Consider the following 24,558-nt stretch of genomic DNA (forward strand, 5'->3'; position numbering starts at 1 on the left):
CGACGGCGCTACTGTTTTGGTTTTTTGTGTTTGTGGCGGCTTTCCAATACCTGTTGAACGTCCACGGCATAAGCTTGACGTGCCGCATCATCCATTTCGCTTACATGTTCGATCCAAGCGGTCTGTGCTGCAGTCATGGCTGCAACAGACGTGGTGCCTTGCTGTTTCAGGATCGCTTCCGCCGCGACTTTATCAAAGCTGTCGGCTTCCAACACGGAGACCATCTGAAAATACAGCGCCCGACGCTGTTTTCTATCGGGCATTTGGGGTACGCTGTCACGCCGCATACGCTTGAAAATGGCGCGGCGATCTTCGCCCGGCAAAGCTTTGACATAGGGCATCGCATAGTTGGTAAGGCCGGCACCTCGCATAGGCCCGCCACCGCGTGCGCCCGCCCCTACAATGACGCCGATGACCAGCAGGTTGAGGGCCAAAGACAGACCCAACACAACTTTGAACAGGCGCGGAATCCGCGTGATGTGATCAGTTTTATTCATATCATTTTCCATGGGTTAGCTCTCTTCCAGATCCCATCCAAAGCTTCCCAGCTCTGGTTCTTGTTGTGTGAACACCGCGGCCGTGCCTGTGTCTGACCCTAAAAGGCTTATCAACCCATCAGGCAAATTTGTGGGCGGGCTGATACCGATCCACAGCCCCGCACATGTCGCTGCCACCAAACCGCCCATGCCTTGCCATCCACCCAGAACGGCCAAAATCTGTTGCATCATCGTGGGCGTCTCACGCAGGGTCGGCAATGGCTGTTCTTTCAATGCGTCCTCAAGGACGCGGGCAATTAGAGCCTCCGGTGCAGGCGGGTTTTTGGCACCTGCCAACAAAGCGTCCAAGTCCATCATTTCAGACTTATTCTGTGTCATCTGTGTACCCCAATTCTGCGCGTGCCCCTGCCAATGAAGTGGCCAAAGCCCGCTTGCCCCGCGCTGTTAAGCTTTCAACAGCTTCTGTGCTGATGTCCAAGATTTGCGCGATCTCCGGATTTGCCAAACCCTCGATATGACGCAAGACCACAGCTTGACGTTGCCGGTCTGGCAACGCGTTCAGTGCCATTTGCAACGCATCCATGCGGGCACGGTCCTGCATTTTAGCTTCGACACCTGGCGTCGGGTCTTGTGGTTCTGCCACGTCGTCCAATGCGGCACCGCGTGTTCGGCGCAAGCGGTCTATGCACAGGTTTGCTGTCACCCGGTACAACCACGTCGACACTTTTGCTTCGCCTTCACGCCACTGCGGTGCCGTCTTCCACAGACGCAACATGGCCTCTTGGGCCACATCTTCTGCTTCCGCCCCGTCGCCCAAAACCCGAAATGCCTGTGCATAAACGCGTGGTGTCAAACGCGCCGTCAACAACCGCGCCGCCGCAGCGTCGCCGCGTGCATAGCGGGCCAGCAATGCCGCATCATCTGTGTCCGGTTCTGCGTCCAATGGCATATTCATAGTCATCCAAGCGTTAACCCGGGGCCACACCTGTGACAAGCGCGGCCCCGAAACTTCTGATTTAGTTCTTTTTATGACGCTTTTTCATATGAGCGCGTGCCGTGTCGTATTCTTCCCGCGACACGCTGCCGTCTTCATCTTTATCCATGCGCGACAACATCTTGCCCGCACGGTCGCGTTTTTGCACCTCTTCGAGCGACAGTTGCCCGTCTTCGTTGGAATCCAGATGCGACATCATACGGGCACTGCGTTTCTGGGCCCGTTTTGTGCCTGCCGCTTCCAGTTCAGCCTTGGACAAAAAGCCGTCTTTATCGGTGTCCATCCCTTCGAAACGTGCAACACCATGGGTGCGCATTTCGGCTTCGGTGATTTGGCCGTTGCCATCTACATCCAGTGTTTCGAAGCTTGGCGGACCTTTGCCAGCACCCTTCGTATTTGCAAAAGCAGGGCTGACCAACGCAAGTCCGGCGCATGCTGCCAGAACGAATTTGATTGTCTGTGTCATAGGATCGTCTCCATTATTGCCTTTCCGTCCCCTTTTGGGCCGGTCACATCTTAGAACGGGGCGCCATATCTTTTCCGTCGCATCTGTTTTAATTTTCTCTCAGCGCTTTGCGACATTGGGACGCAAGGGCATCCTGTCGCCTTTCAAAACGTTTCGAATGGGCGCATCTATCGGGTCTATAAAAGGATTAGTTTTATGAGCGATTCAAACTTAGCGGACCATGGCGCACTACAAGATGGTGAAAACACACGGTCCACTTGGGCTGCAATCCGCAAAGGGTGGCGTCGTAAATGCCCCAGATGCGGACGCGGCGCACTTTTGAAAAGCTATCTGAAGGTCGAAGACACCTGCGCAGTGTGTCGTCAGGAATTGCACCACCACAAAGCGGATGATGGTCCTGCATATTTGACGATTTTGGTGGTTGGCCACCTTATGGCACCGTTGCTGCACATTGCCTTTGTGACATGGCGCCCCGAACCATTGGTTTTGTTTACCATTTTTGCGGTTGGCTGTGTGGCACTATCGCTCTACCTTCTGCCCAGACTGAAGGGCGCCATTGTCGGTTATCAATGGGCGCGTCAAATGGGTGGTTTCGGAACCTCGTCCTGACGCAAGGCCCCTTCGTAAGATGGGGCCGGAATTGGACAGGGACCGCTAATGAGCATCGACAAGACACAGATTAGACACGCAGCCACTGTGATCGTGTTGCGCAACCGTCTAACCGACCCACATATTTTGATGGGTCAACGCGGTGCCAAAGCTGTATTCATGCCGAACAAATTTGTGTTCCCGGGCGGTGCAGTTGACGCAGGTGACGCCGAAATTTCGCTGGCAACGCCTATGGGATCCCCTTGTGCAGAGCGGCTGCTGGACGAAAGCGCCGAGGATATGACGCATGCACTGGGCGTCGCTGCAATCCGCGAGTTGTTCGAAGAAACCGGTCAGGTGTTGGGCCAGCCCGGCACTTGGGATGGCGAAGTTCCTGCCGATTGGGTGGATTTCGCAGCCACCGGCCACGTGCCACATGCGGCCCCTTTGCAGTTTGTGTTTCGTGCGATCACGCCACCGGGTCGCCCCCGTCGCTTCGATGCCCGCTTTTTCCTGATCGACGCTGACGATCTGGTAAGTGACCCTGATGATTTCAGTGCGGCTTCAGACGAGCTATCACATCTTCAGTGGGTTTCGTTGGCTCAGGCACGTAGTTTTGACATGCCTTTCATCACAGAAGTTGTCCTAAGCGAGATACAAGCCCGTGTCGGTGACACATCACCGCCCGCAAGCGTGCCTTTTTTCAACAACAACGACGAAGAAAGCCTGTTCGCACGGCTGCATGGCAAACCGCAAGACAGATAACCAACTTAGATAACACTGACCAACAAGACCACCGAAGCACCCAAGATACATACGCCTGTTATCTCTCTTGGTGTGATTTTCTCTTTGAAAAACAATGCTGTGACTATAAGGCTCAGGATCAATTCGACCTGTCCTAATGCTTTGACGTATGCCGCGTTTTGCAAAGTAAACGCCAAAAACCAGCAGAACGATCCGGCCATCGAGAACATCCCGATCCATCCAGCCACGCGCCGGGCCTTCCAAACGGCTGTGATTTGTCCGACTTCACGAAAACGCAACCAAACGGTCATCGCGGCCAGCTGCATGGCCGTCACCGCGGATAAGGTAATGACCGCCCGCGCCAAAGGGTCATCCAAAGGCAGTTCCAAAGATGCGCCGCGGTAGGTCACACCCGAGACGGCAAACAGCGCACCAGACAACAAGCCTAAACCAGCGGCCTTGTTGGCCATGTCACGAAGCCGAAACGCTTGATCCTTTGGCGCAGAGGACAGCAAAAGCAACCCGACGACGCCCAACAAGATCGCACCGAAACCCAACCATGTGACTTTTTCGCCCAAGACCAGAACGCTCATGACGACGATCAAGACAACTTCGCTTTTCTTGAAGGTGATCCCGACAGCGAAATTACGTTGCTTGAACAACATCACAACACACACTGTCGCCAGGATTTGTGCTAGACCACCGACGGCGCCATACATCCAGAACGCTGTCGATAAGTCCGGAAAACTCTGGCCCCGTGCCGTCAGATACAACGCCATCAACACAGCCACTAAGGGTGCGGAATAAAAAAAGCGCGCAAATGTCGCCCCTGACGCACTGAGAGTGGACGTCGCCATCTGCTTTTGCAGCATAAAGCGAACAGTTTGAAAGGTGGCCGCAGCCAATGTGACATAAATCCAAAGGTCCATGCCGCCCTGATGCGCCAATCTTAGCGCATTGGCCAGAGCGGATGGGCCACAGGATCTTTACGCGTCCAGAAATAGCGCCTGAAAACTTGCATATATGACCCGTAGACATAGCCGCCGTTGCACGTCACATAACGGGACTTATTGCCCCAATACAGACCGCGCAAATGATACCACGGCACAGACGGATGCATGTGATGCACGGCGTGTAAGTTGTTGTTCAAGAATAGAAAAGCAAGAATTCCTTTGTCTTCGATAATAACGCTGCGCCCGGAAGCGCGTAGGTGTGCTTGATGTTCCAAAAACGTCCTGATCTTCAAAACGGACAACGCGCAATACGCCCCCAGAATATAAATCCGAAGTGGCATCTGAGATGTCAGCACAACGCCCATAACCAATACGACCCCCGGCACATGCCAGATCCAAGCGGCCAGAACCGGTCGGTCAACCTGCAAAATTGCCTTCAAATCCCCACGCATAAACGCCCATTGTGACACCAGTGGGCCGATCAAAATGCGCCCCAGCAAAGTGTTGTTGAACCGCAAAGCCACCTGCGCACCTTTGCTTAACTGGCTCCAAACAACGGGATCCAGATAGTTGCTTTCTGGATCATCATAGGGGTCCGTCAACCGCGCATCCCTATGGTGGGCAAGATGGGTGTCCCGAAACCGCAAATACGGAATAAAAAGCCCTGGCTGCACGATAACGCATGCCTCATTCAACTTTTTGGATGCAAACGGGTGCCCATGCAGAACCTCGTGGGACAATGAAGAATGCAAAACCAACGCCGGAACCAGAGCCAGAAATCCAATGGCGGGATGTAGCAGAGGCAAGATAAAAACGGCGACGCCCCACAAAGAAAAACATCCCAAAAACAAAAAGATAGTCGGCCATTCGCTATGAATACGTTTTTGTGCAGATGTGGGGTGGGCAACGTAGGACGTACAATCGACAGTTTGCATAGAGCGCCTTTTTTGATGACCCTAAGCCCCTCATGCAAAGCTGAAAATTATGTATCTTATTACCAAAACCACCAAATTGTGATTTAATACCGCACATCGTGATAAATCTAAACAAAACTGAACGCTCCGATCTCTTCCGCACACGTTTGGCCGCTGCAATTGCTTTGGCTGGCAGCAATCAAAGTGCCCTGGCCCGGGCCACTGGCGCAGATCGGTCCACCATCTCACAAGCCCTGTCAGACACAGGCGCAAGGTTGCCAAACGCGCATTTGGTGGGGGCGTGTGCTGCGCATTTAGGCGTATCGACTGATTGGTTGCTGGGCCTGTCGGACCGGCCAGAAAGTGCCGCCTTTTTGGCATCCTCTGCCATGACGTTCACAAAAGCACCGCGCGCGTTGATCGACGAACAAATTTTCGCATGGCACCAAGAAGCGGTCGGCTACAAAATCCGCCATGTTCCCGCCGCCTTGCCTGACATGCTGAAAACCCATGCAATGTTAGAGTGGGAATACAGCCCTCATTTGGGGCGCACCACGACGCAAGCCATCAACGCGTCGCAGGACCGGCTTGACTGGATGCGCGGATCACTTTCGGACTACGAAATTACCCTACCCATGTTCGAACTGCAAAGCTTCGCCGCTGGCACCGGCTATTATCGCGGCCTACCAGCGGCTGTTCGCATTGAACAAATGGACCACCTGTTAACCCTGACAGAACAGCTGTACCCACGCCTCCGATTGTATTTGTTTGATGCCCGTAAACTATATTCTGCCCCCATCACCGTCTTTGGTCCACTTCTGGCAGTGGTCTATGCTGGTGGACACTATATGGCGTTTCGTGACCGCGAACGCATTGAAACTTTAACAACACATTTCGATGATCTGGTCCGCGAGGCGTCCTTTACAGCCCGCGACATTCCAGAACACCTACACATGTTACGCACCCAAATACGCTAGATTTTTGGGTCAGGGTTTTCCGTATGACCATCCACGGAAATCACCTGCCCTGACACCATACGGGCCGCGTCCGACGCCAAAAATACTGCCATATCTGCAATATCGGCAGCTTTGACAAAAGACCGCATGGATGTGCCTTTTGCATAGCCATCATACACCTGATCGCGGGTCATGGATTTCGCTGCAGCTTCACGTTCCAGAACACCTTCCATGCGTGGGCCTTCCACCGCCCCCGGACAAATCGCATTGGCACGCACCCCGAATGGTCCGGCTTCCATCGCAAAGGTCTTCATCAATCCGATAATTGCCCATTTGGCCGACGCATATGGTGCGCGGTTTGGGTACCCGTAAATTCCAGCTGTGGAGGACGTCAAAATAACAGAGCCCGCGCCGGCCGCTTTCATACGCGGGGCCGCGTATTTCAATGTCAGAAATGCGCCTTCCAAATTCACACTGACGCAGCGCTGCCAATCCGCAAGATCGATGTCTTCGATAACGGCTGTCGGCCCGGCGATGCCCGCATTTGCGCAGACCGCGCTAAGATCGCCGTCAATCTTTGCGAAGACAGCGGCCATCTGCGCCTCGTTGGATGCGTCTGCGACATGTTTCGCCCAGCTGGCGGGGGCTTGGTCCAATGCGTCGGAATCCACATCAGTGACAATAACGTCGTAGCCTGCCGCATCAAAAGCGTGCCCCATCGCAAGCCCGATGCCTGACCCGCCTGCTGTGACCAACACCCGTTTCATGGACGTTGCCCAACCGCGCGGCCCGCGCCTTCGGGATTGGGCAGTGCTGCATGCGCCACCGCCACACGTTCAAGCGCCGACACGATTTCAGCGCTGGGATCACATGGTTTCCGGCTTGCGAGACTGACATGCAAAAGAAAGTGTTCGCCTGTGGCCAGCAATCTGTCTGCCTCGTACATCTCGTGCCACAGATGCATCTTTTTGCCCTGCCCCATAAGAACTTGCGTACGCACTTCGATCACGGCGCCTGCATGGGCTTCATCCACATGGCGGATATGGGTTTCAGCTGTGAAATAGCTGCCGCCTGTCGCAATGTAGGCGGCATCACATCCTATCATTTCCATAAATCGGTCAGTGGCATCGCCGAAGGCCTGCAAGTACTTGGCTTCGTTCATGTGGCCGTTGTAATCTGTCCAATCCAATGGAACCGTACGGCGCACCGTCACCAAGGGTTGTGACACGTCGGCGATATCGGACACACGTGCATCCAACCCGATTTGCGCCCGCAAGTGCTGTTCGTGGGCGTTCATCAATGCGCCCGCGCCAAAATCCTGCGCTTTGAGGGCGCGCATCATGGCCACCAAATTATTGTCGCGGATGCGCAGCATGTCGGCGATGCTCATGTGGCCTGACTGCGCGTCGGATTGTCCCGCGATCAAATCTACCAGTTCGTCGGTGAATTCTGGGACATCCATCAGCTTGGTCCATGGCCATTTCAGCGCAGGGCCGAATTGGGCCATGAAGTGCCGCATGCCCGCTTCACCACCTGCGGTACGATAGGTGTCAAACAGCCCCATCTGCGCCCAGCGGATGCCAAAGCCATAACGGATCGCGTTGTCGATTTCTTCCGTGGTCGCAACGCCGTCCTTAACCAGCCAAAGGGCTTCTCTCCAAACGGCCTCTAGGAAACGATCGGCGATATGTGCGTCAATTTCTTTGCGGACCTGCAAGGGATACATGCCCAAAGACGTCAATGTTTCTTTGGCTTTTGTCACATGCGCCGCATTTGTGGATGGCGATGGCACAACTTCGATCAAAGGCATCAGGTACACAGGGTTGAAGGGGTGGCAGACCATAATCTGACCGGGGTTCGCAGCGCCGTCTTGCAGTTCCGAGGGTTTGAACCCTGATGTAGACGATCCGATCACGGCACTGGCAAGGCAAGCTGCTTGTATTTCCGCCAGTGTTTTGTGTTTGATATCAAGGCGCTCCGGAACGCTTTCTTGTATCCACTCTGCCCCTGTCACCGCTTCTTCAATGGTCGCGTGAAACGACATCACCCCTTCAGCGGGCATTGCCACATCCACAAGACCCGGCATCGCGCGACGGGCGTTGGTCAAAGCTTCATCCATTTTGCGTTGCGCTTCGGGGTCGGGATCAAAGACGCGTACGTCCCAGCCGTTCAGCAAAAAACGCGCGGCCCATCCGCCGCCGATCACGCCACCACCAACGATCGCTGCTGTTTTTGTCATGTCTTTACCTCAATCAATTTGCTGGTGTCCCAGCCGTAAAATTCTAGAATTTCTGTCGCTGCCTTCAAACGATCATCCGAAAGGGCGGCGCCACGGTTGATGATCGCACCAAACGTCCCGTCGCTGGTGCCAATCGCAGCTGTGCGAAAATCGGCATCCACCCACATCACGACCAGTTTCGCAGCGTTCGGATCGTTTGGCGCCAGAACGCCTGGGCGCGGGATCGTAAAAGTTTTGCCACCATGCGTGATACGTTCACGCGCCGGATCATAGGCGAAGTCCAGCGTGCCCTTCGGGGCCGCAAGGGCGTCGTTTGCAAATGCCGCCTCAATGCTCCACCGTCCGCTGAATGCGGTCGGATCAAAGCGCGTTGTGGCACTTATCGGCGCGCCGGGATCACGGAAGCTATCGGCAGGCATGACATCACAGGCTGCGATCAGCGCCAAAACAAATACAGCGCTGATTGCACGTACCAAGGTCATTTTGGCGCTCTTTTCACCAAACCCAGTTTGTCACGCACGTCCTGAGCCGTGATCACACGTGCGCCCATGTTTTCAATGATTGTGCCGGCACGCTCCACCAGTTGGTAGTTCTCCGCCAGGACCCCTTTGTCCAGCCATAGATTATCTTCCAGGCCGACACGTACATTGCCCCCTGCCAAGACCGCAGCGGCAACATAAGCCATTTGATTGCGGCCCAGCGCAAAGGCAGAAAAAGTCCAGTCGTCTGGCACATTGTTCACCATCGCCATGAAGGTGTTCAAATCATCAGGTGCGCCCCATGGCACGCCCATGCACAGCTGGACCAAAGCGGGGCTATCCAACACACCATCTGCAACCAGTTGTTTTGCATACCATAAATGGCCGGTGTCAAAGGCTTCGATCTCGGGTTTCACACCCATCTGCGTCATCATCGTGCCCATGGCCGTCAGCATTCCTGGGGTGTTCGTCATGACGTAATCGGCTTCGGCAAAGTTCATTGTGCCGCAATCCAGCGTGCAAATTTCGGGCAGGCATTCCGCCACATGGGCGACGCGTTCCGCGGCACCAATCATATCGGTGCCTGCCTCATTCAAAGGGAACGGCGCATCAGCCGTGCCAAACACCATGTCCCCGCCCATACCTGCGGTCAGGTTCAAAACCACATCGACGTCGGCATCGCGGATGCGGTCCGTGACTTCGCGGTAGTAGTGCAAATCACGGCTGGGTGCGCCAGTTTCAGGGTCACGGACATGGCAGTGCACAACAGCCGCGCCCGCCTTGCCCGCTGCAATCGCGCTGTCCGCGATCTGCTTGGGCGATCTGGGAACATGAGGGCTGCGATCCTGAGTGCCACCGGACCCGGTCACGGCGCATGTAATGAAAACCTCTTTGTTCATGGTCAGTGGCATCGTGCATCCCTTTCTTGCATTTCCGCCAAGTTTGGTGTGGGTTTCGATCAATAACTTGTCAAAAAGCGAAATTATTTTGCCCTTAAGCGCGAATATCACACAAGCGACGGTTCTTGTTCTGGATCAGTGCAACACGCTGAGCTTTGCAGCCGCGGTTGACCCAATGCGTGCAGCCAACCGTCAAGCCGGGCGCACCCTGTTTGAATGGACCTTTGCAACGCCGACAGATGCCGCGATTACTTTGACATCGGGTCTTAGTGTCCAAGCGGCTCCGGTGGCCCGTGTGCAAAGATGCGATGTGCTTATTGTCGTGGCAGGCTTTGAGGTCGAGGCACAAACCACCCCAACGCTCTGCGCCAGTCTGGCCCGTCTCGGAACGACAGCACGCAGTGTGATCGGCATTGACGGGGGCCCTTGGGTTATGGCGCAAAGCGGCCTTTTGGATGGTCTCTCTGCCACAACGCATTGGGAAGACTTGGAAAAATTTTCCCGGCACTTTCCCGATGTTCATACTGTGAATGCACGGTACCAGATCGCTGATGCCCGAATGACGAGTGCGGGGGCTGCGCCGACAATCGACATGATGCTGGCTTTCATCGAAACAGAACATGGGGCCGCTTTGGCGGGCAAAGTCGCAGCCAGCTTTGTTCTTGATCACCAACCTGATCCGCTCCGCCCGCAGTGGCGCAGGCCGTTGGGCAGGCTTGGGTCACGGGTCACAACGCGTGCGCATGAAATGATGGAAAACAATCTGGATCAGCCTTTGTCTTTGACCCAGATTGCGAAATCATCGGGCGTCAGCACAAGGGTTCTGCAATCACATTTTCGCACCCATCTGCGCACAACCGCGCAAGCGCATTATTTGATCTTACGACTGACAGAAGCCCAGCGTTTGGTGACCCAATCCCATATGTCGTTGCATGAAATTGGGCTGGCCACGGGGTTCGCATCACAATCGTCTTTTGCACGGGCTTATCGCCGTGCGCATGGTGCAAGTGCTCGGGTGCAACGCAAAACCGGCCTGTCGCGTGACCAGATTTGAGCCATCAAACCCCTAAAACGGCATCGGGCAAAGCTGGTTTGCCACGTCCAGCTCCTTTAGCACCTCATCGCCAAGCGTCACATCCGCAGCCCCCAAAGCGATCTTCAATTGTCCTTTTGCACGCGCCCCAAAAATCACACTGCCCATGAACGGTCGCGTCAAACACCAAGCCAAAGCCATTTGTGTGGGGTCCAGCCCATGTTTCTTTGCTATCTTCAGATACAAATCCACAGCTTCAAAAGCGCGTTGCGTTTTGCGCCCTCCGAGATCCTCGTTCAGGGACATCCGTGATTTTCCAGGGATGGAATTGTTTTGATATTTGCCGGTCAAAAGACCCGTCGCCAAAGGCGAGAAGGCAAGCAAACTAACATCTTCGTTCACACAAAGCTCTGCCATATCGGTGTCAAACATCCGGCACATCAAAGAATATTCGTTTTGGACGCTCAAAACTCTGGGTCCGCCCGACCGGCCTGCCGCGGCCAACCATTGCGCCGTACCCCATGCACTTTCATTGCTAAGACCAAAGCCGCGAATGGTGCCGCGTTTCACTTCTTTTTCCAAAGCGTCCAAAGTTTCTTCGATGTGCGCGATGGTGTCTTGGCGGTTTTGGCCGGACGGATCATATGTCCAATTTTTACGAAACATGTAGCTGCCACGATTGGGCCAATGAAATTGGTACAAATCGATATATTCTGTTTTCAGGCGGCGCAGCGACCCTTCCACGGCTTCGGGAATCGTTTTGGCGGAAATAGGTGCACCATCGCGCACGATCCCCAACCCTTGCCCTGAATGCTTGGTTGCCAACACCACATCGGACCGTCGGGACGTCTTTTCTAACCATAACCCGATGATACGTTCCGTACGTCCAACTGTGCGTTCCGCGACCGGGTTTACCGGATACATTTCAGCCGTATCAATGAAATTTACGCCATGTTCCAAAGCCAAATCTATCTGATCATGCGCTTCCTCGGCCGTGTTTTGGGTGCCCCACGTCATAGAGCCCAAGCACAGTTCGGAAACTTCGATATCAGAGCGTCCCAGCTGCTTCATTTTCATGGCGGTGTCCTTTTGTCGGTTTTCCGAACCCTAGCGTTCAACAGCTTTAGCGCAAGCAAGTTCCCAAAGAATAAACTTGAGAACAAAGCGTGAATATTTATATAATCGCATCATGGTATCTGCGTCTTCTTTACATTCAAACGCTACGACGCCCGCGCCTTGCGGGCTGCAATTGTTGGCGGCGGCCACGGATATGTCGTTGCCCTATGGTCGCCTGCACGAAGCCTGCGGCACAGCACGGCAAAGATTCGGTTTGTGGCTTGCAGCCCGAACCAAGGGTCCTGTCCTTTGGATTACACCTGAATGGAACACAGATCGCCTGCATGCCTGCGGTGTTGCGGACATCGTGAACCCCGCGCGTCTTATCTTTGTGACGCCCCGCCGCCCCGAAGACATCTTATGGAGCATGGAAGAGGCCATGCGGTCCGGTGCCGTTGATTTGGCGATTGCCGATGTGCCGGGGCTGCCCGGTCTCACACAAGTGCGGCGCATCCATCTTGCTGCCGAGACCGGCGGGCAAAACAGAACACACGCCCCGCTTGGGTTGCTTCTGACCCCCGGAGAGGGGGGCGCACAGGGTGTTGAAACGCGCTGGGCGTTGACAGCGCAACATGCAGCCCCTTTGCAATCCTGGCGCTTGGACCGTTTGCGTGCCCGTCGTGCCCCCCAGAAAAGCTGGACAATCACCCAAGGTCCGAAACAGGCCACCCCCACCAGTATCCAAGCTGCATAACGCGCCATTCGGTGCGTTGACGCCAAAACAACAGTTTGTGAAGATTGTCCCGATACGCGTTGTCCCATGCTAGGCTTTGTATGAAACCCGAAGGGATGACACATGCAGCGCCGCACATTTCTGAAAACAGCTCTGGCAGGTCTTATCCCCGTGCCGTTTATCGCAACCCGGGTTTTGGCGGCCCCGAAGGCATATGTGATCGGCCCCAAGGGCGCAAAAATCACCTACAGCTTTTTACTGTCCGGTACCGAACACCGTGGCACCGTTCCCGTCAACGCCAGTCGAATTAGCATCGACCCTAACAATCTAGCGGCGTCGCGCGTTGAAGTTTCTGCGGATGTGCGTCGTGCAAAAACCGGGCTTATCTTTGCAACAGAGGCACTTAAAAGCGCATCAATGCTGCATGCAAAGGCCCATCCAAATGCCCGCTTTGTCACAACTTCTGTGCGGTTGGGGCCACAAGGCAGCATATCAAAAGGCGCAGTCATCACCGGCGACTTGACCCTGCGTGGCGTGACACACAGCATCCGCTTTGACACATCTGTCTTTCGCCCCGAAGGCAGTGCCGCGCATGATCTAAGCGCATTGACCATTCGCATGCGCGGATCGCTAAGCCGCAAAACGTTCGGCATCAACGGCTACCAAGACCTTGTTGCGGACACCGTACGCATGGACATCGACGCGGAAATCCGCGTGGCATCCTGAAAAAACCACCCCCGTCTTTGCTGTTGTTGCAAAAACGACGCCACAACGTCGAATTCCCAATAGGCGAATGACGCCGCAAGGCCCATGATGGGGATATCATGCGTTTGATCATTTCCTTTGCTGCCCTGTTTTTTTCCGCGGTTCTGCTGCAACTGAGTTCCGGTGGTGTTGGCCCGTTGGACGCTTTGTCAGGCAGTGTGTTGGGGTATTCGACCCAAGAAATCGGCATGTTGGGGTCGGCGCATTTTCTGGGATTTTTCATCGGGTGCTGGTGGGCACCCCGGTTGATGGGCAGCGTGGGGCACAGCCGCGCGTTTGCAGCCTTTACCGCCACAGGCGCCATCGGGCTATTGGCGCATATGCTGGTCGTGAACCCCTATGCCTGGGCCGTCATGCGCATCGCATCAGGCCTTTGTGTGGCGGGGTGCTACACCGTCATCGAAGCATGGCTGCAGGCCAAAGTCACCAATGAAACAAGGGGCCGTGCCATGGGCACATACCGTGTGATCGACATGAGCGGATCGTTGGTCGCGCAGTTGATGATCGGCGTCCTAAGTCCCGCCAGCTACGTGTCCTACAATATCCTCGCCATTTTCTGTTGCGCCGCCCTGTTGCCGCTGACGCTGACCAAAGTGCCCCAACCCGACACGCCCTCAGCCCCGCGATTGCGCCCCAAGCTGGCCTTTCAGCGATCCCCATTGGCGGCGGCAGGTGTCGTTGTGGCCGCCCTGTCCAGCGCATCGTTTCGTATGGTGGGTCCGCTTTATGGTCAGGAAGTCGGGCTTAGCGCCGGGCAAATCGGTTACTTTCTCGCCGCTTTCGTTCTAGGGGGCGCAGTGGCCCAATATCCTGTGGGATGGCTTGCAGACAAATACGATCGTCGCTGGGTGTTGATTTGGTTGTCGGTTTCCGCAATTGCCAGCTGCGCCGTGACTGCGTTTGCCACCGGGCTTGGAACGTCCGGGATTATGATGACGGCGTTTTTCTTCGGGCTTACATCTTTCCCGATCTATTCTGTGGCCGCAGCCCATGCCCACGATTTTGCAAGCGATTCTGAACGGGTCGAATTGTCAGCAGCTTTGATGTTCTATTTTGCACTGGGAGCGATTGCGGCGCCCTATGCGGCTTCTGTATTGATCAACAGTTTTGGGCCGCCTGCCTTGTTCATTATGATTGCCGCGGGTCACGCCATTTTGGTGCTTTACGGGCTGACACGGATGCGGGCACGGCCAACGCCGGACACACGCACGCGCTATATCTATGCGCCGCGCACCTCATTTCTGGTTGGACGATTAACAAAACTGATCCGCAAGCCACATGATGACTAGGTGAAGGATAGCTTCTTCTGACCCTAGGCACTGTACTCTGACCGCAATGCCCTGATAAAGCATCGCCAACGCGCACAAAAGGCAACGGCTATGACACGGCATCTCATCACCTCGGCAATCCCCTACATCAACGGGATCAAACATCTGGGCAACCTGATTGGCAGCCAACTGCCCGCAGACCTGTTTGCACGCTACCAACGTGCACGCGGGGCCGAAGTGCTGTTTTTATGCGCCACCGATGAACATGGCACGCCAGCGGAATTGGCAGCAGCCAAAGCGGGCAAACCCGTCGAAGACTATTGTGCTGAAATGCACGACGTGCAGGCTGCAATCGCCAAGGGTTTCCGCCTGTCTTTTGATCACTTCGGGCGGTCGTCGTCCCCACAGAACCACACATTGACCCAGCATTTTGCAGGTGCGCTGCAAGCCAATGGGCTCATCAAAGAAGTCAGCGAAAAGCAGGTCTATTCCAACGCAGACGGGCGGTTCTTGCCGGATCGCTACATCGAAGGCACATGCCCGAACTGTGGCTATGACAAGGCGCGGGGCGACCAATGTGAAAACTGCACCAAGCAGCTGGACCCGACCGATTTGATCGAACCGCGTTCTGCCATTTCAGGATCCACCGACCTTGAGGTGCGCGAAACCAAACACCTGTTTTTGCGTCAATCCGCGTTAAAGGACGATCTAGACGCTTGGATCGACAGTAAAACCGACTGGCCTGTTCTGACAACGTCCATTGCCAAGAAATGGCTGCATGACGGTGACGGCCTGCGAGACCGTGGCATCACACGCGATTTACACTGGGGCATTCCGGTGAAAAACGGTGATCAGGATTGGCCCGGCATGGAGGGCAAAGTCTTTTATGTCTGGTTCGACGCCCCCATCGAATATATCGCTTGTGCCGGTGAATGGGCCGACGCCCAAGGATTGGCGCAAGCCGATTGGGAACGCTGGTGGCGGACCGACAAAGGCGCGGATGACGTGCGCTACACCCAATTTATGGGCAAGGATAACGTGCCCTTCCACACGCTAAGTTTCCCGGCCACAATCCTTGGGTCGGGTGAGCCGTGGAAGATGGTTGACCACCTGAAATCGTTTAACTTTCTGAACTATGACGGCGGGCAATTTTCCACCAGCCAAGGGCGCGGGATTTTCATGGATCAAGCGCTTGAACTGCTGCCTGCCGATTATTGGCGTTGGTATTTGCTTAGCAATGCGCCCGAAAGCTCTGACAGCGAATTCACTTGGGAAACATTCCAACAGACCGCGAACAAAGACCTGGCCGACGTTTTGGGTAACTTCGTGTCCCGTGTCACGAAATTCTGCCGTTCCAAATTTGACGAAACTGTTCCTGCGGGCGGAACCTATGGCGATGTTGAGGCCGCGCTGATTGCGGATCTGCAAAAGCGACTGGCACAGTATCAATCCCACATGGACGCCATCGAAGTGCGCAAAGCGGCCGCTGAATTGCGCGCGATGTGGGCTGCAGGCAACGAATACCTGCAAACGGTTGCCCCGTGGTCCACATTCAAAGAAGACCCCGACCAAGCCGCAGCACAAATCCGGCTGGCTTTGAACCTGATCCGCTTTTACGCCGTTTTGTCACAGCCCTTTATCCCCGATGCCGGTGCAGATCTGTTGGCGACGATGAACGCGACAGACGCGGCATGGCCGACAGATGTCGCTGAAGCGCTGAACGCATTGGACGTGGGCCATGCGTTTACCGTCCCGGATGTCAGCTTTGCCAAAATCAGCGATGAAGACCGCGAAACCTGGCAGGCGCGTTTCTCTGGGGTTCGAACGTAAAAAACTGATCAAAAATTCTTGATCGAACTGACAAAACGTCGCAGGGTACCCTCATAGATTGAGGAATTTTGCCATGAAGCGTTTTATAGCTGTCACAGCCACAGTTTTTTTGTGTTCGGTCGTTTTTGCCTTTGCCCCGCCGCGCGCCCAAGCTGATACGTCAGCTTCTGGTTTGCCCTTGCCATCTGCTTTGCCGTTGCTGGACTACGAAGCGCAGCTTTATCCGTTCATTGCAAATCGCGACTTTGCAGAGCTAAAGTGGGTGCGCGACAAATCATGGCGCGATACAGGCCCCTTTGTTCTTGATACCAATTACGGCGTCCATCCCGCTGTGCGCATGTACTATTCGCCAGAGATCATCGATTGGCTTGAGGGCGGACGCAAAGGCACGGTCAAAGACGGCGCGATCGTGATCAAGGAAATGGCGACGCCCCCCTCGGCGATCTACAACGAATACCGCGACATGCTGACATACTTGCATCCCGACGATCCAGACACGGTTGAAGCGGAAATGTTGAAATATATCCGCAAAGACGGCGGGTTGAACTGGACGGTGATGGTAAAAGACAGCGCTGTGTCCCACGGTGGCTGGTTTTTTGCCTCCGTCGACCAAGACGCCACCATCGACGACTTCAGCAAGTATCCCTACACCCCACCAACGGGGTCTGCCGGCGACGGCACGTGCATGCGGTGCCATGCCTCAGCTGCGGAAGAACTGATATTTTCCGCTTTGGACAATGTCGAAGGTTATCCCGGTCAGCCCTTCATCTTCCGCGTCGATGAAAGCTGGCGCAAACTGAAAAACTTCCCCGAAGGGCCGTTCAACTTGCCCAAATGGCAGCGCCCAGCCGGTGGCGCAGGCGAAACAGCCCTAATCGAGGACTATTTCCACAGTGAAAAGTCCGCCCAGAAAACGGCCAAGACAGCACCGGTTTCGCCCACCGAACAGAATCCGACATTTTTGGCTATGTTCAAACCGACAGGCGGGGTGAATATCAACCCTGACAACGTGCAGCGCTTGCCCAGCCAATGGTTGGACCATGTGCCTGCAAGGCCCAACGACACGCAACACTTCTTAACGTCGGACAACTGCGTCGGCTGTCACGGCGGCCTTGGCGGTGCGCCTTACGGCAACACCATGTTTATTCAAACCGGCCCCGACTATGGGACGGGTTACAACATTTCCGAATATGGAGAATGGCGTTGGTCCCCGATGGGTTTGGCCGGGCGTGATCCAATTTTCTACGCCCAGCTTGAAAGCGAATTCGCCCTTCTGGAAGAGGCCGGCGTGGGTGAACTATCATCCAATCTTGGCACGACTTGTCTGTCGTGCCACGCAGCAATGGGGCAACGACAGCTTAGCATCGACGCCCATGAAAACCCCGATAAGGGTTTGAATGCCAACGATTTCAAAGTGGCCTATACGTTGCTACATGATCCACTAACAGCCTCCGAAGAACAAAAGCAGAAGGATGCAGGCGTCTTCGATTACCACCAATACGGCAACCTGGGCCGTGAGGGTATTTCATGTGCCGTCTGCCACCATATCGCGCCGCCCGAACAAGCCGCAGGGCAGCCCGACTACAACACCCTCGACACCTACCTGATGAATGGCACGACAGGCGTCTTCCGCTTGACCGACGCTGACGAATTGGGCGGACCGTTCAAGGATGTCGCAGTCAAACCAATGCAAAATGCGATGGGGATCACCCCGGTCTTTAACGAATATGTTAAAGACAGCCAGATGTGTGGGGCATGCCATACGATCAATTTACCCAATGTTGATGCGGACAAAACCAAACCATTGGAAGGGTATTCGGAAGCCGATCAAAAGGTGTTCAACGATGCTGCAAAGAACGGTGCAGCCTTCTTGAAAGATGAATACGGCACCACGTTTGCAGAAGGGTTGCTGAATTTCCAACACTCTGTCGAACAGGCGACATACATCGAATGGGTGAATTCCGTCTTTAATGAAGAAGGCACCGGACAGTCCTGTCAGGATTGCCATATGAAAGGGAATTTCGAAACCGTTGACGGCGAAATCAAGATCGACAGCATCACCACCCAAATCGCCTCAATTCAGGATAGCAACCTGCCCGACGTCGACAATCTGTTGCCGACAAAAGACATCACGGTTCCTTTCCGCGAAGACTACAAACGCCACAACTTTGTCGGCTTGAACGCCTACATGGTGTCGATGTTAAGTCAGTTCAGTGAAGAATTGGGCATGGGCTATACTGATCCCATGACATCGGCCACAAACGGCGCACAGTTGTCGTTGGACACAATGGCGCTGCAAGCACGCGATGAAACGGCCGACGTCGGGATCGAGGTCGAAATGGGCGATGGTGGCGTTGTGGCCCATGTCAGCGTGACAAACAAAACAGGGCACCGTTTGCCGTCAGGCGTCGGTTTCCGTCGTGCTTTCCTTGAGGTAAAAGCAACCTCAAAGGATGGCAAAGTGATCTGGTGTTCGGGCTGCTCGAATGACGCAGGTGTGATATTGGGCGCGGATAACAAGCCCTTGAAAACAGAGTTTCTGGATCACGTCCCTGATGGTGCAAAAGAAGCATTGTTCCAGCCGCATTACACCGTGATCGACGATCAGGACCAAGTGCAAATTTACGAGGAACTGACCCAGAACGCTAAGCTCGAATTCACCACAAGTTTTGTGCACCGTGTCTACCACCCCAAAGACAATCGCCTGCCGCCAAAGGGCGCGTTGAAGCCGGGAACACCTGAATTCATTGCGAAATTTGGTGACAGCGAAGTCACAGCGGCCTTTATGAAAGCGACCCTTCCCGAAGGGAAAGCTAAAATGGATGCCGATTTTGGGGACGGTTCTGACCGCACGACCTACCAGATCAAGGTGCCAAAAGGCGTGAACGCAAAGGAGGTTACGGTGACGGCGACCCTCTACTCTCAAGCGATCCCGCCTTACTATCTAAAGCAACGCTTTGAGACCGCGCCAAACCAGCCCGCAACGCAGCGGCTTTACTATCTGGCGAGCCGTTTGAAAACGGAAGGCACGATCATCGAAGGTTGGAAGCTGAAGGTGCAATCCGCCAGCGGATCAGCGAAATCCCAATAAATGGAAAGGTGGGCCGCCGACACCGTCGGCCCACCATCACTCAGTATGCCAGTTAGGATCAGTACCCACCAATCCTAAGCATGTCCGTCGAATCCAGCGCTGACCTTTTCCAGAAACGCGGCCAAAACGGCACGGTCGGCCAAGTCCACGTTTGCCACACGCGATTTCCACAGTGTCGCCTGAGACGCCAACACCAGTCCATCTGGCAGTATCTTCAAATGGTTTGCGCGCAGCGTCTCGCCAGAACTGGTAATATCCGCGATCATTTCAGCCGTCTCATTGGCAACCGTGCCTTCAGTGGCCCCTTGGCTGTCGACCAACGCGTAATCTGCGACGCCTGCATTACGCAGAAAATCGCGCACAAGTCGATGGTACTTGGTGGCGATCCGCAGGCGCATGCCATGGGTCGCACGAAACGCAGAGACGGCGGCATCCAGATCGTCCAGAGTGTCCACGTCGACCCAGCATTGTGGCACTGCCATGATCAAATCTGCATGGCCAAACCCCATCTCTTCAACGGGGACCACTTGCTGTTCCCAGAGCGGCAGTTTTTCCTGCACAAGATCCGTGCCTGTGACGCCAAAATGGATATTTCCCGATGCAAGTTCCCGTGGCACTTCGCCCGCCGACAACAAAACCAAAGCCACACCATCAATGCCTTCGACACGGCCGGCATATTCGCGGTCCGATCCGCTACGGCTTAAGGCGATGCCGCGTTCGGAAAACCAGTCAAAGGTTTTTTCCATCAACCGGCCTTTGGATGGCACGCCCAACTTAATCATGCCGCATCCTCCAGTTTCGCGATCAATCCGGGGCGCAACACGGCGCCGACCGCCGGAATTTCAGCCCCTTGCCCCAGCCGCCGGGTCAACGCATCATAGCGCCCACCACTGGCCAAAGTTGGCAGTTCAGGGTGCCCATCGGCATAAATCCCAAACACAAATCCGTCGTAGTATTCCATCGACGTGCGCCCGTAGCTGGCCTCAAACGGCAGGTTATCCACGTCCACTCCACGTGACGCCATCGCAGTGGACCGCGCATCCAGTCCGGTCACAGCTGATGAAATCGCAGGCATATCAACGGCCAAATCGCGCAATTGTTGCAAGGCGTAAGGTACCGTTTCACGGACCTTCAACAACGCATCAATAACTTCCATCTCTGCCTGAGAAATCGGTGCGGCGGCGGCGTCTTGATGCAAAGCGGCAATGCGTGTTTCAATCTCGGCGGCACTGCGCAGACCAATGTTTGGTGCATCCACCGTACCCTCACCGCGCAACAAAGCAACGCGCGTTGCAGGCGCTGGAACACGCCCGGAAAAGCGGTCAAGCAGGGCGCGAAACCGACGCGGGCGCCAGATATGCCGCATCAAAGCATCTTTGCGGGCGCGGGTGGTGTTCAAACCTTGTACAGCTGCCATCAAAATTCCGATGTCACCCGTCGCCACATGTGTTTTTAAATGCGCAACACTTTGAGATATCAACGAAAAAACCTCTGCGTCGGCCGCAGCGGGGTCCGTTCGGTCGAAGACCTCGTAGCCCACTTGCATGTATTCACTGCTGCGGTCCGGATCATGTTCCTGACGGCGAAACACTTCACCCGCATAGGTGTAACGCGCGGGCTCTGCACCGTCAGACATATGCATCTGCACGACAGGCACCGTGAAATCAGGGCGCAACATCTGTTCGCCTTTTAATGCATCCGACGTGACATAGGCCCGCGCACGAATGTCTTCGCCGTACAGGTCCAAAAGCGTTTCAGCAGGTTGCAACACAGGGGGTTCGACCACGGTCGCCCCCTGCATCTCAAAAGTTGCACGCAGTTCCATCGCGCGCATACGGATGTTACGCATTGTTCAGAATCTCTTGGACTTTGGCCAACATCTGGGCCCGTGGTACTTCGAATTGGCTGGGGCGGTCTTTCCATTCTTCATGGGTCGCCGTTTCTGCGATCTTGGAGCCAAGGATCAAATCCTTGATTTGCACAACGCCGCGTTCCTTTTCGTCGCCCCCTTCAATAATGGCCACGGGTGACGCGCGTTTGTCTGCGTATTTCAATTGGTTACCAAAGTTCTTTGGATTACCCAGATAGACCTCGGCGCGGATGCCCGCCTGACGCAGCTCCGCAACCATCGCCTGATAGTCCGCCATCCTGTCACGGTCCATAACCGTCACAACAACAGGGCCGGGGTTGGTCGATTGCATGCGCCCCTTGGCCTGCAACGCTGCCAGTAAACGATCCACTCCAATGGATATACCCGTTGCAGGAACCTCTTGACCGGTGAAACGCTTGACCAAATCGTCGTACCGCCCGCCGCCAGCAACGGACCCGAAGTTGCGCTTGCGGCCCTTTTCGTCAAGAATTTCAAAGGTCAATTCGGCCTCGTACACTGGACCTGTGTAATACCCCAAGCCGCGCACAACCGACGGATCAATTTCTATCCGGTCCGCATGGTATCCGCCCGCATCCAACAAGCTTGCCATCGTTTCCAATTCACCCACACCCGCTTTGCCGATCTCGGACCCTTCAACCAGCTCATAGAGACGGGCCACTGTGGCAGCCCCGGTGTCGCGTTTTGCTTGCATGAACCCCATGACAGTGTCCGCCTGCGCGTCCGTGAGACCCGCACCATCAGTAAAGTCGCCGCTATCATCTTTACGACCTTCGCCAAGAAGTGCGCGCACCCCTTCCATGCCCAAACGGTCAAGCTTATCGATGGCCCGCAAAACAATGCCGCGCTCATAGGCGAATTTATCCGGATCAGACGGATCCAGAACGCCGGCCACTTCCATGACGCCGTTCAGTACTTTACGGTTGTTGATGCGTACAATGTAGTCGCCCCGCGCAATGCCGACTTCTTCCAACGTATCCGACAACATCGCGCAAATCTCTGCATCTGCAGCCATGGACGCTGTGCCCACAGTGTCTGCATCACATTGATAAAATTGACGGAACCGGCCGGGCCCCGGCTTTTCATTGCGCCAAACGGGGCCCATCGTGTATCGGCGGTAAGGGTTGGGCAGGTCATTGCGGTGCTGTGCGTAAACACGCGCCAAAGGGGCCGTCATGTCGTACCGCAGCGCCAACCAATCGCCCGGCTTTTCACCTTCGCCATCCTCTTGCCAGGCAAACACACCCGCGTTGGGACGATCCACATCAGGCAAGAATTTGCCCAAAGCTTCCACAGTTTCAACTGCGCTGCTTTCCAGTGCGTCAAAGCCATACCGATGATACACTCCGGCAATCGCTTGCAGCATTTCTGTGCGCTGAGTGACCTCAGTGCCGAAATAGTCGCGAAAGCCCTTTGGCGTTTCTGCCTTGGGGCGCGGGGTTTTCTTGGGCTTTGCCATCATTGGTTCCTGTCCGTTGACACGGGTCAGCCTCTACCGCAGGCCGTGTTCAGGGGCAACTGTGAAGCGCCGGTTCAGGTTGCTGTTCTACGAGACTATGCGATAAGCGACACAACCGTGTAGCGCTGAAAGACCAATCCATGAACAAACTCGAAGAAGACATGGCCCACCTGACGCGGATGGTCGAAGACCTTTCGGATATCGTGGCCCAACAAGCTGAAGAAATCGTGACACTTAACCGTCGGGTGCACATGCTGATGCAGCGTGAAGGGGAACGGGACGCTTCACAAAGTGGCGGCGTTGTCGTTGGGGATGAACGTCCGCCACACTACTGAGAACAGCATCAAGACATGCAGGCGGGAGCCTCCGGCGGAGGTTCTCAATTCATGGCGATTTGATCGATTTGGCCAGCACAACACCGTCATGGATCAAAATATCTGCCCAGCGCGCGTTGCCTTCAAAACGCTCATAGGTACTGATAAACACCGTATTGCGTTCCACTTGACTGATTTTGCTGCCACAGGGTTTGCGTTTCGCCACACCACAAACGGACGATTTAACCTTTTCGTATGCTTTGTCGGTGGTGCTGTACGGATATTCGGAACTGGGACGTCCATAGCGCAATTGTTCGTGCATTGAGGGTGCCCCGAAAACAGCAAGTGATGCTGTAAACTGGCGGGGGCATCCGTCAGAAAATCCGGTGATGTAGAATGTGCGCTGTCCACCCGCATCCGGGTTACTGTCGAACAATGCGTACCCTTTGCCCCTTGCCGGTGCTTTATCAAGTTTACGCCCCATAGGCTTGCGCTGCGCATCACAAACACGCGCGACTTGGCCGTATGGCAGCACAGTTCCGTAGGGAACGTCCACAGAATCCACGCCACCGCGCGATGCGGTTCCAGAACTTCCTGCGAAAAGACCACGCCGCTTTGATGGCTCTGCACGTTCAACAGGTGCGTCGCCCACAGGCTCGGGCGACAGCGACGCTGTGCGCACTGTCTCGGGATTTTCCGTATCATTGGTCCGGCCCAAGCCGAACAAGCCGCGGCGCTTTTTAGGTTCTACCAAATCTGCGGTTGCACCATCCGCATCATTTAACGTCGTCACGGCAGCATCGAAAGTGGTCGCCGGTTCAGCATTCTGTGCCGGGTCAATTTCGGATACGGCTTCGGTTGCTACGATAGATCCGGTATCTTCGTCAGCGGCTTTTGGTTGCAGCCAACCCAAAATGCCCTTCTTCGGCGGCGTTTGCTGTTCTGCTTGTGTTTCCAAATTTGCTTGCGGCGCAGCCTCTGCTTCAGTTCCCAACCCTGCTATCTCAGCCGGCTCAGACGCAGGCTGTGCTTCAATAAGAACCTCTGTTTCAGCACCTTCAGAAGCGTCATCCGCACCCGAATCTACCGCTTGTTCGGCACTTGATACTGTGGCTTCGACTTCAGCTTGATCAGTGTCACGGCGCAAAATACGCGAAAAGAAACCGCCTTCGCGGTCCAGTTCTTCTTGGCTGGGCAAGGCTTGGGCAGACGTTTCTTCGACCAATTCGACATCGGAAATGCGTTCGACCTGTGCAAGCGGATCACCACAGGCGGATAGAACGAACAGCAAAGCAAATGCATAGGAAAAACGCAAAATATCCCACCCCGGTTCTATGGTTACGAAAGTCTTAACCTAGGCATTGTCCGTCTGTCCACCACATCAACAGTATC

At 55.1% G+C, this 24,558-nt stretch carries 26 protein-coding genes; 10 read left to right on the forward strand and 16 right to left on the reverse strand.

The annotated features are described in order from the left end of the window. Positions 1-8 precede the first annotated feature (8 nt). The 4 genes from ABJL60_RS09445 to ABJL60_RS09460 form a co-directional block, all read right to left on the reverse strand. Positions 9-497, reverse strand: a complete 489-nt coding sequence (locus ABJL60_RS09445) for a periplasmic heavy metal sensor (RefSeq protein ID WP_348376115.1) — start codon at positions 495-497, stop codon at positions 9-11. Between the two features lie 15 nt (positions 498-512). Further along, entirely contained in the window at positions 513-875 is a 363-nt protein-coding gene (locus tag ABJL60_RS09450; protein WP_348376116.1) for a hypothetical protein, read from the reverse strand. Beyond that, a complete protein-coding gene (locus ABJL60_RS09455; protein WP_348376259.1) occupies positions 862-1,452 on the reverse strand; it encodes an RNA polymerase sigma factor in 591 nt (196 codons plus the stop codon). Before ABJL60_RS09455 ends, ABJL60_RS09450 begins: the two co-directional genes overlap by 14 nt. Before the next feature lie 61 nt (positions 1,453-1,513). After that, a complete protein-coding gene (locus tag ABJL60_RS09460) occupies positions 1,514-1,957 on the reverse strand; it encodes a calcium-binding protein (protein ID WP_348376117.1) in 444 nt (147 codons plus the stop codon). Between the two features lie 195 nt (positions 1,958-2,152). Here ABJL60_RS09460 and ABJL60_RS09465 point away from each other — a divergent pair, with 195 nt between their 5' ends. After that, entirely contained in the window at positions 2,153-2,566 is a 414-nt protein-coding gene (locus ABJL60_RS09465) for a DUF983 domain-containing protein (protein WP_348286672.1), read from the forward strand. 48 nt (positions 2,567-2,614) lie between these two features. Beyond that, positions 2,615-3,310 carry an NUDIX hydrolase gene (locus ABJL60_RS09470; protein ID WP_348376118.1) on the forward strand — a complete coding sequence of 232 codons (696 nt, stop codon included), beginning with the start codon at positions 2,615-2,617 and terminating at the stop codon, positions 3,308-3,310. A 5-nt stretch (positions 3,311-3,315) separates the two neighbouring features. Here the strand turns inward: ABJL60_RS09470 and ABJL60_RS09475 are convergent, their stop codons facing one another. Genes ABJL60_RS09475 through ABJL60_RS09485 form a run of 3 tightly spaced genes read right to left on the reverse strand, consistent with a single transcriptional unit; the run spans position 3,316 to position 5,109 of the window. Next, complete coding sequence (locus ABJL60_RS09475; RefSeq protein WP_348376119.1) at positions 3,316-4,218, reverse strand: DMT family transporter; 903 nt, start codon at positions 4,216-4,218, stop codon at positions 3,316-3,318. A gap of 20 nt (positions 4,219-4,238) precedes the next feature. Further along, on the reverse strand, positions 4,239-5,000 hold the full coding sequence (locus ABJL60_RS09480; protein WP_348376260.1) for a fatty acid desaturase: 762 nt from the start codon (positions 4,998-5,000) through the stop codon (positions 4,239-4,241). Next, positions 4,930-5,109: a hypothetical protein gene (locus ABJL60_RS09485; RefSeq protein WP_348376268.1), complete on the reverse strand. Its 180-nt coding sequence runs from the start codon at positions 5,107-5,109 to the stop codon at positions 4,930-4,932. Before ABJL60_RS09485 ends, ABJL60_RS09480 begins: the two co-directional genes overlap by 71 nt. Positions 5,110-5,272: 163 nt before the next feature. On the opposite strand from ABJL60_RS09485, the gene ABJL60_RS09490 reads away from it, so the two are divergent. Continuing rightward, complete coding sequence (locus ABJL60_RS09490) at positions 5,273-6,133, forward strand: transcriptional regulator (protein ID WP_348376261.1); 861 nt, start codon at positions 5,273-5,275, stop codon at positions 6,131-6,133. Here ABJL60_RS09490 and ABJL60_RS09495 read toward each other — a convergent pair. The 4 genes from ABJL60_RS09495 to ABJL60_RS09510 are packed head-to-tail and all read right to left on the reverse strand — an operon-like array spanning position 6,130 to position 9,741. Beyond that, positions 6,130-6,879, reverse strand: a complete 750-nt coding sequence (locus tag ABJL60_RS09495; protein WP_348376120.1) for an SDR family oxidoreductase — start codon at positions 6,877-6,879, stop codon at positions 6,130-6,132. The genes ABJL60_RS09490 and ABJL60_RS09495 overlap by 4 nt on opposite strands. Continuing rightward, positions 6,876-8,351 (reverse strand): carnitine 3-dehydrogenase, encoded by a 1,476-nt coding sequence (locus tag ABJL60_RS09500; protein ID WP_348376121.1) that lies wholly within the window; start codon positions 8,349-8,351, stop codon positions 6,876-6,878. Before ABJL60_RS09500 ends, ABJL60_RS09495 begins: the two co-directional genes overlap by 4 nt. Next, entirely contained in the window at positions 8,348-8,833 is a 486-nt protein-coding gene (locus ABJL60_RS09505) for a lipocalin family protein (RefSeq protein ID WP_348376122.1), read from the reverse strand. Before ABJL60_RS09505 ends, ABJL60_RS09500 begins: the two co-directional genes overlap by 4 nt. After that, positions 8,830-9,741: a 3-keto-5-aminohexanoate cleavage protein gene (locus ABJL60_RS09510; protein WP_348286684.1), complete on the reverse strand. Its 912-nt coding sequence runs from the start codon at positions 9,739-9,741 to the stop codon at positions 8,830-8,832. Before ABJL60_RS09510 ends, ABJL60_RS09505 begins: the two co-directional genes overlap by 4 nt. Here ABJL60_RS09510 and ABJL60_RS09515 point away from each other — a divergent pair. Then, a complete protein-coding gene (locus ABJL60_RS09515; RefSeq protein ID WP_348376123.1) occupies positions 9,710-10,783 on the forward strand; it encodes a GlxA family transcriptional regulator in 1,074 nt (357 codons plus the stop codon). The genes ABJL60_RS09510 and ABJL60_RS09515 overlap by 32 nt on opposite strands. A 12-nt stretch (positions 10,784-10,795) precedes the next feature. Here the strand turns inward: ABJL60_RS09515 and ABJL60_RS09520 are convergent, their stop codons facing one another. Further along, entirely contained in the window at positions 10,796-11,839 is a 1,044-nt protein-coding gene (locus ABJL60_RS09520) for an aldo/keto reductase (RefSeq protein WP_348376124.1), read from the reverse strand. Positions 11,840-12,032: 193 nt separating this feature from the next. Here ABJL60_RS09520 and ABJL60_RS09525 point away from each other — a divergent pair, with 193 nt between their 5' ends. The 5 genes from ABJL60_RS09525 to ABJL60_RS09545 all read left to right on the forward strand — a co-directional run bounded on the left by ABJL60_RS09525 (position 12,033) and on the right by ABJL60_RS09545 (position 19,505). Continuing rightward, positions 12,033-12,572, forward strand: a complete 540-nt coding sequence (locus ABJL60_RS09525; RefSeq protein WP_181364504.1) for a hypothetical protein — start codon at positions 12,033-12,035, stop codon at positions 12,570-12,572. Positions 12,573-12,674: 102 nt separating this feature from the next. Then, on the forward strand, positions 12,675-13,277 hold the full coding sequence (locus ABJL60_RS09530) for a YceI family protein (RefSeq protein ID WP_348376125.1): 603 nt from the start codon (positions 12,675-12,677) through the stop codon (positions 13,275-13,277). Between the two features lie 98 nt (positions 13,278-13,375). Beyond that, entirely contained in the window at positions 13,376-14,605 is a 1,230-nt protein-coding gene (locus ABJL60_RS09535; RefSeq protein ID WP_348376126.1) for an MFS transporter, read from the forward strand. 54 nt (positions 14,606-14,659) lie between these two features. Continuing rightward, positions 14,660-16,414, forward strand: coding sequence for a methionine--tRNA ligase (gene metG / locus ABJL60_RS09540; RefSeq protein ID WP_348376262.1), 1,755 nt, complete (start codon positions 14,660-14,662; stop codon positions 16,412-16,414). Positions 16,415-16,487: 73 nt separating this feature from the next. Beyond that, on the forward strand, positions 16,488-19,505 hold the full coding sequence (locus tag ABJL60_RS09545; RefSeq protein WP_348376127.1) for a hypothetical protein: 3,018 nt from the start codon (positions 16,488-16,490) through the stop codon (positions 19,503-19,505). Between the two features lie 74 nt (positions 19,506-19,579). Here ABJL60_RS09545 and hisG read toward each other — a convergent pair whose 3' ends face one another. From hisG to hisS, 3 genes are read right to left on the reverse strand one after another with little or no spacing between them, the layout of a single operon-like run. Then, positions 19,580-20,287 (reverse strand): ATP phosphoribosyltransferase, encoded by a 708-nt coding sequence (gene hisG / locus ABJL60_RS09550; protein WP_348376128.1) that lies wholly within the window; start codon positions 20,285-20,287, stop codon positions 19,580-19,582. After that, on the reverse strand, positions 20,284-21,339 hold the full coding sequence (locus ABJL60_RS09555; RefSeq protein WP_348376263.1) for an ATP phosphoribosyltransferase regulatory subunit: 1,056 nt from the start codon (positions 21,337-21,339) through the stop codon (positions 20,284-20,286). Before ABJL60_RS09555 ends, hisG begins: the two co-directional genes overlap by 4 nt. Positions 21,340-21,346: 7 nt before the next feature. After that, positions 21,347-22,852, reverse strand: a complete 1,506-nt coding sequence (hisS, locus tag ABJL60_RS09560; RefSeq protein ID WP_348376264.1) for a histidine--tRNA ligase — start codon at positions 22,850-22,852, stop codon at positions 21,347-21,349. Between the two features lie 140 nt (positions 22,853-22,992). Here hisS and ABJL60_RS09565 point away from each other — a divergent pair, with 140 nt between their 5' ends. Then, complete coding sequence (locus tag ABJL60_RS09565) at positions 22,993-23,187, forward strand: SlyX family protein (RefSeq protein ID WP_108829273.1); 195 nt, start codon at positions 22,993-22,995, stop codon at positions 23,185-23,187. 49 nt (positions 23,188-23,236) lie between these two features. Here the strand turns inward: ABJL60_RS09565 and ABJL60_RS09570 are convergent, their stop codons facing one another. Then, entirely contained in the window at positions 23,237-24,481 is a 1,245-nt protein-coding gene (locus ABJL60_RS09570) for a hypothetical protein (protein WP_348376129.1), read from the reverse strand. Positions 24,482-24,558 lie beyond the last annotated feature (77 nt).

The sequence above is a fragment of the Ascidiaceihabitans sp. genome, assembly GCF_039986515.1.
Lineage (GTDB): Bacteria > Pseudomonadota > Alphaproteobacteria > Rhodobacterales > Rhodobacteraceae > Ascidiaceihabitans.

What these genes read in the sequence shown, in the direction of transcription:
- ABJL60_RS09445 (WP_348376115.1), bottom strand. Translation starts at nt 497, where the DNA reads ATGAATAAAACTGATCACATCACGCGGATTCCGCGCCTGTTCAAAGTT.
- ABJL60_RS09450 (WP_348376116.1), bottom strand. Translation starts at nt 875, where the DNA reads ATGACACAGAATAAGTCTGAAATGATGGACTTGGACGCTTTGTTGGCA.
- ABJL60_RS09455 (WP_348376259.1), bottom strand. Translation starts at nt 1,452, where the DNA reads ATGAATATGCCATTGGACGCAGAACCGGACACAGATGATGCGGCATTG.
- ABJL60_RS09460 (WP_348376117.1), bottom strand. Translation starts at nt 1,957, where the DNA reads ATGACACAGACAATCAAATTCGTTCTGGCAGCATGCGCCGGACTTGCG.
- ABJL60_RS09465 (WP_348286672.1), top strand. Translation starts at nt 2,153, where the DNA reads ATGAGCGATTCAAACTTAGCGGACCATGGCGCACTACAAGATGGTGAA.
- ABJL60_RS09470 (WP_348376118.1), top strand. Translation starts at nt 2,615, where the DNA reads ATGAGCATCGACAAGACACAGATTAGACACGCAGCCACTGTGATCGTG.
- ABJL60_RS09475 (WP_348376119.1), bottom strand. Translation starts at nt 4,218, where the DNA reads ATGGACCTTTGGATTTATGTCACATTGGCTGCGGCCACCTTTCAAACT.
- ABJL60_RS09485 (WP_348376268.1), bottom strand. Translation starts at nt 5,109, where the DNA reads ATGGCCGACTATCTTTTTGTTTTTGGGATGTTTTTCTTTGTGGGGCGT.
- ABJL60_RS09495 (WP_348376120.1), bottom strand. Translation starts at nt 6,879, where the DNA reads ATGAAACGGGTGTTGGTCACAGCAGGCGGGTCAGGCATCGGGCTTGCG.
- ABJL60_RS09500 (WP_348376121.1), bottom strand. Translation starts at nt 8,351, where the DNA reads ATGACAAAAACAGCAGCGATCGTTGGTGGTGGCGTGATCGGCGGCGGA.
- ABJL60_RS09505 (WP_348376122.1), bottom strand. Translation starts at nt 8,833, where the DNA reads ATGACCTTGGTACGTGCAATCAGCGCTGTATTTGTTTTGGCGCTGATC.
- ABJL60_RS09515 (WP_348376123.1), top strand. Translation starts at nt 9,710, where the DNA reads ATGAAAACCTCTTTGTTCATGGTCAGTGGCATCGTGCATCCCTTTCTT.
- ABJL60_RS09510 (WP_348286684.1), bottom strand. Translation starts at nt 9,741, where the DNA reads ATGCCACTGACCATGAACAAAGAGGTTTTCATTACATGCGCCGTGACC.
- ABJL60_RS09520 (WP_348376124.1), bottom strand. Translation starts at nt 11,839, where the DNA reads ATGAAAATGAAGCAGCTGGGACGCTCTGATATCGAAGTTTCCGAACTG.
- ABJL60_RS09525 (WP_181364504.1), top strand. Translation starts at nt 12,033, where the DNA reads ATGTCGTTGCCCTATGGTCGCCTGCACGAAGCCTGCGGCACAGCACGG.
- ABJL60_RS09530 (WP_348376125.1), top strand. Translation starts at nt 12,675, where the DNA reads ATGCAGCGCCGCACATTTCTGAAAACAGCTCTGGCAGGTCTTATCCCC.
- ABJL60_RS09535 (WP_348376126.1), top strand. Translation starts at nt 13,376, where the DNA reads ATGCGTTTGATCATTTCCTTTGCTGCCCTGTTTTTTTCCGCGGTTCTG.
- ABJL60_RS09545 (WP_348376127.1), top strand. Translation starts at nt 16,488, where the DNA reads ATGAAGCGTTTTATAGCTGTCACAGCCACAGTTTTTTTGTGTTCGGTC.
- hisG (WP_348376128.1), bottom strand. Translation starts at nt 20,287, where the DNA reads ATGATTAAGTTGGGCGTGCCATCCAAAGGCCGGTTGATGGAAAAAACC.
- ABJL60_RS09555 (WP_348376263.1), bottom strand. Translation starts at nt 21,339, where the DNA reads ATGCGCGCGATGGAACTGCGTGCAACTTTTGAGATGCAGGGGGCGACC.
- hisS (WP_348376264.1), bottom strand. Translation starts at nt 22,852, where the DNA reads ATGGCAAAGCCCAAGAAAACCCCGCGCCCCAAGGCAGAAACGCCAAAG.
- ABJL60_RS09565 (WP_108829273.1), top strand. Translation starts at nt 22,993, where the DNA reads ATGAACAAACTCGAAGAAGACATGGCCCACCTGACGCGGATGGTCGAA.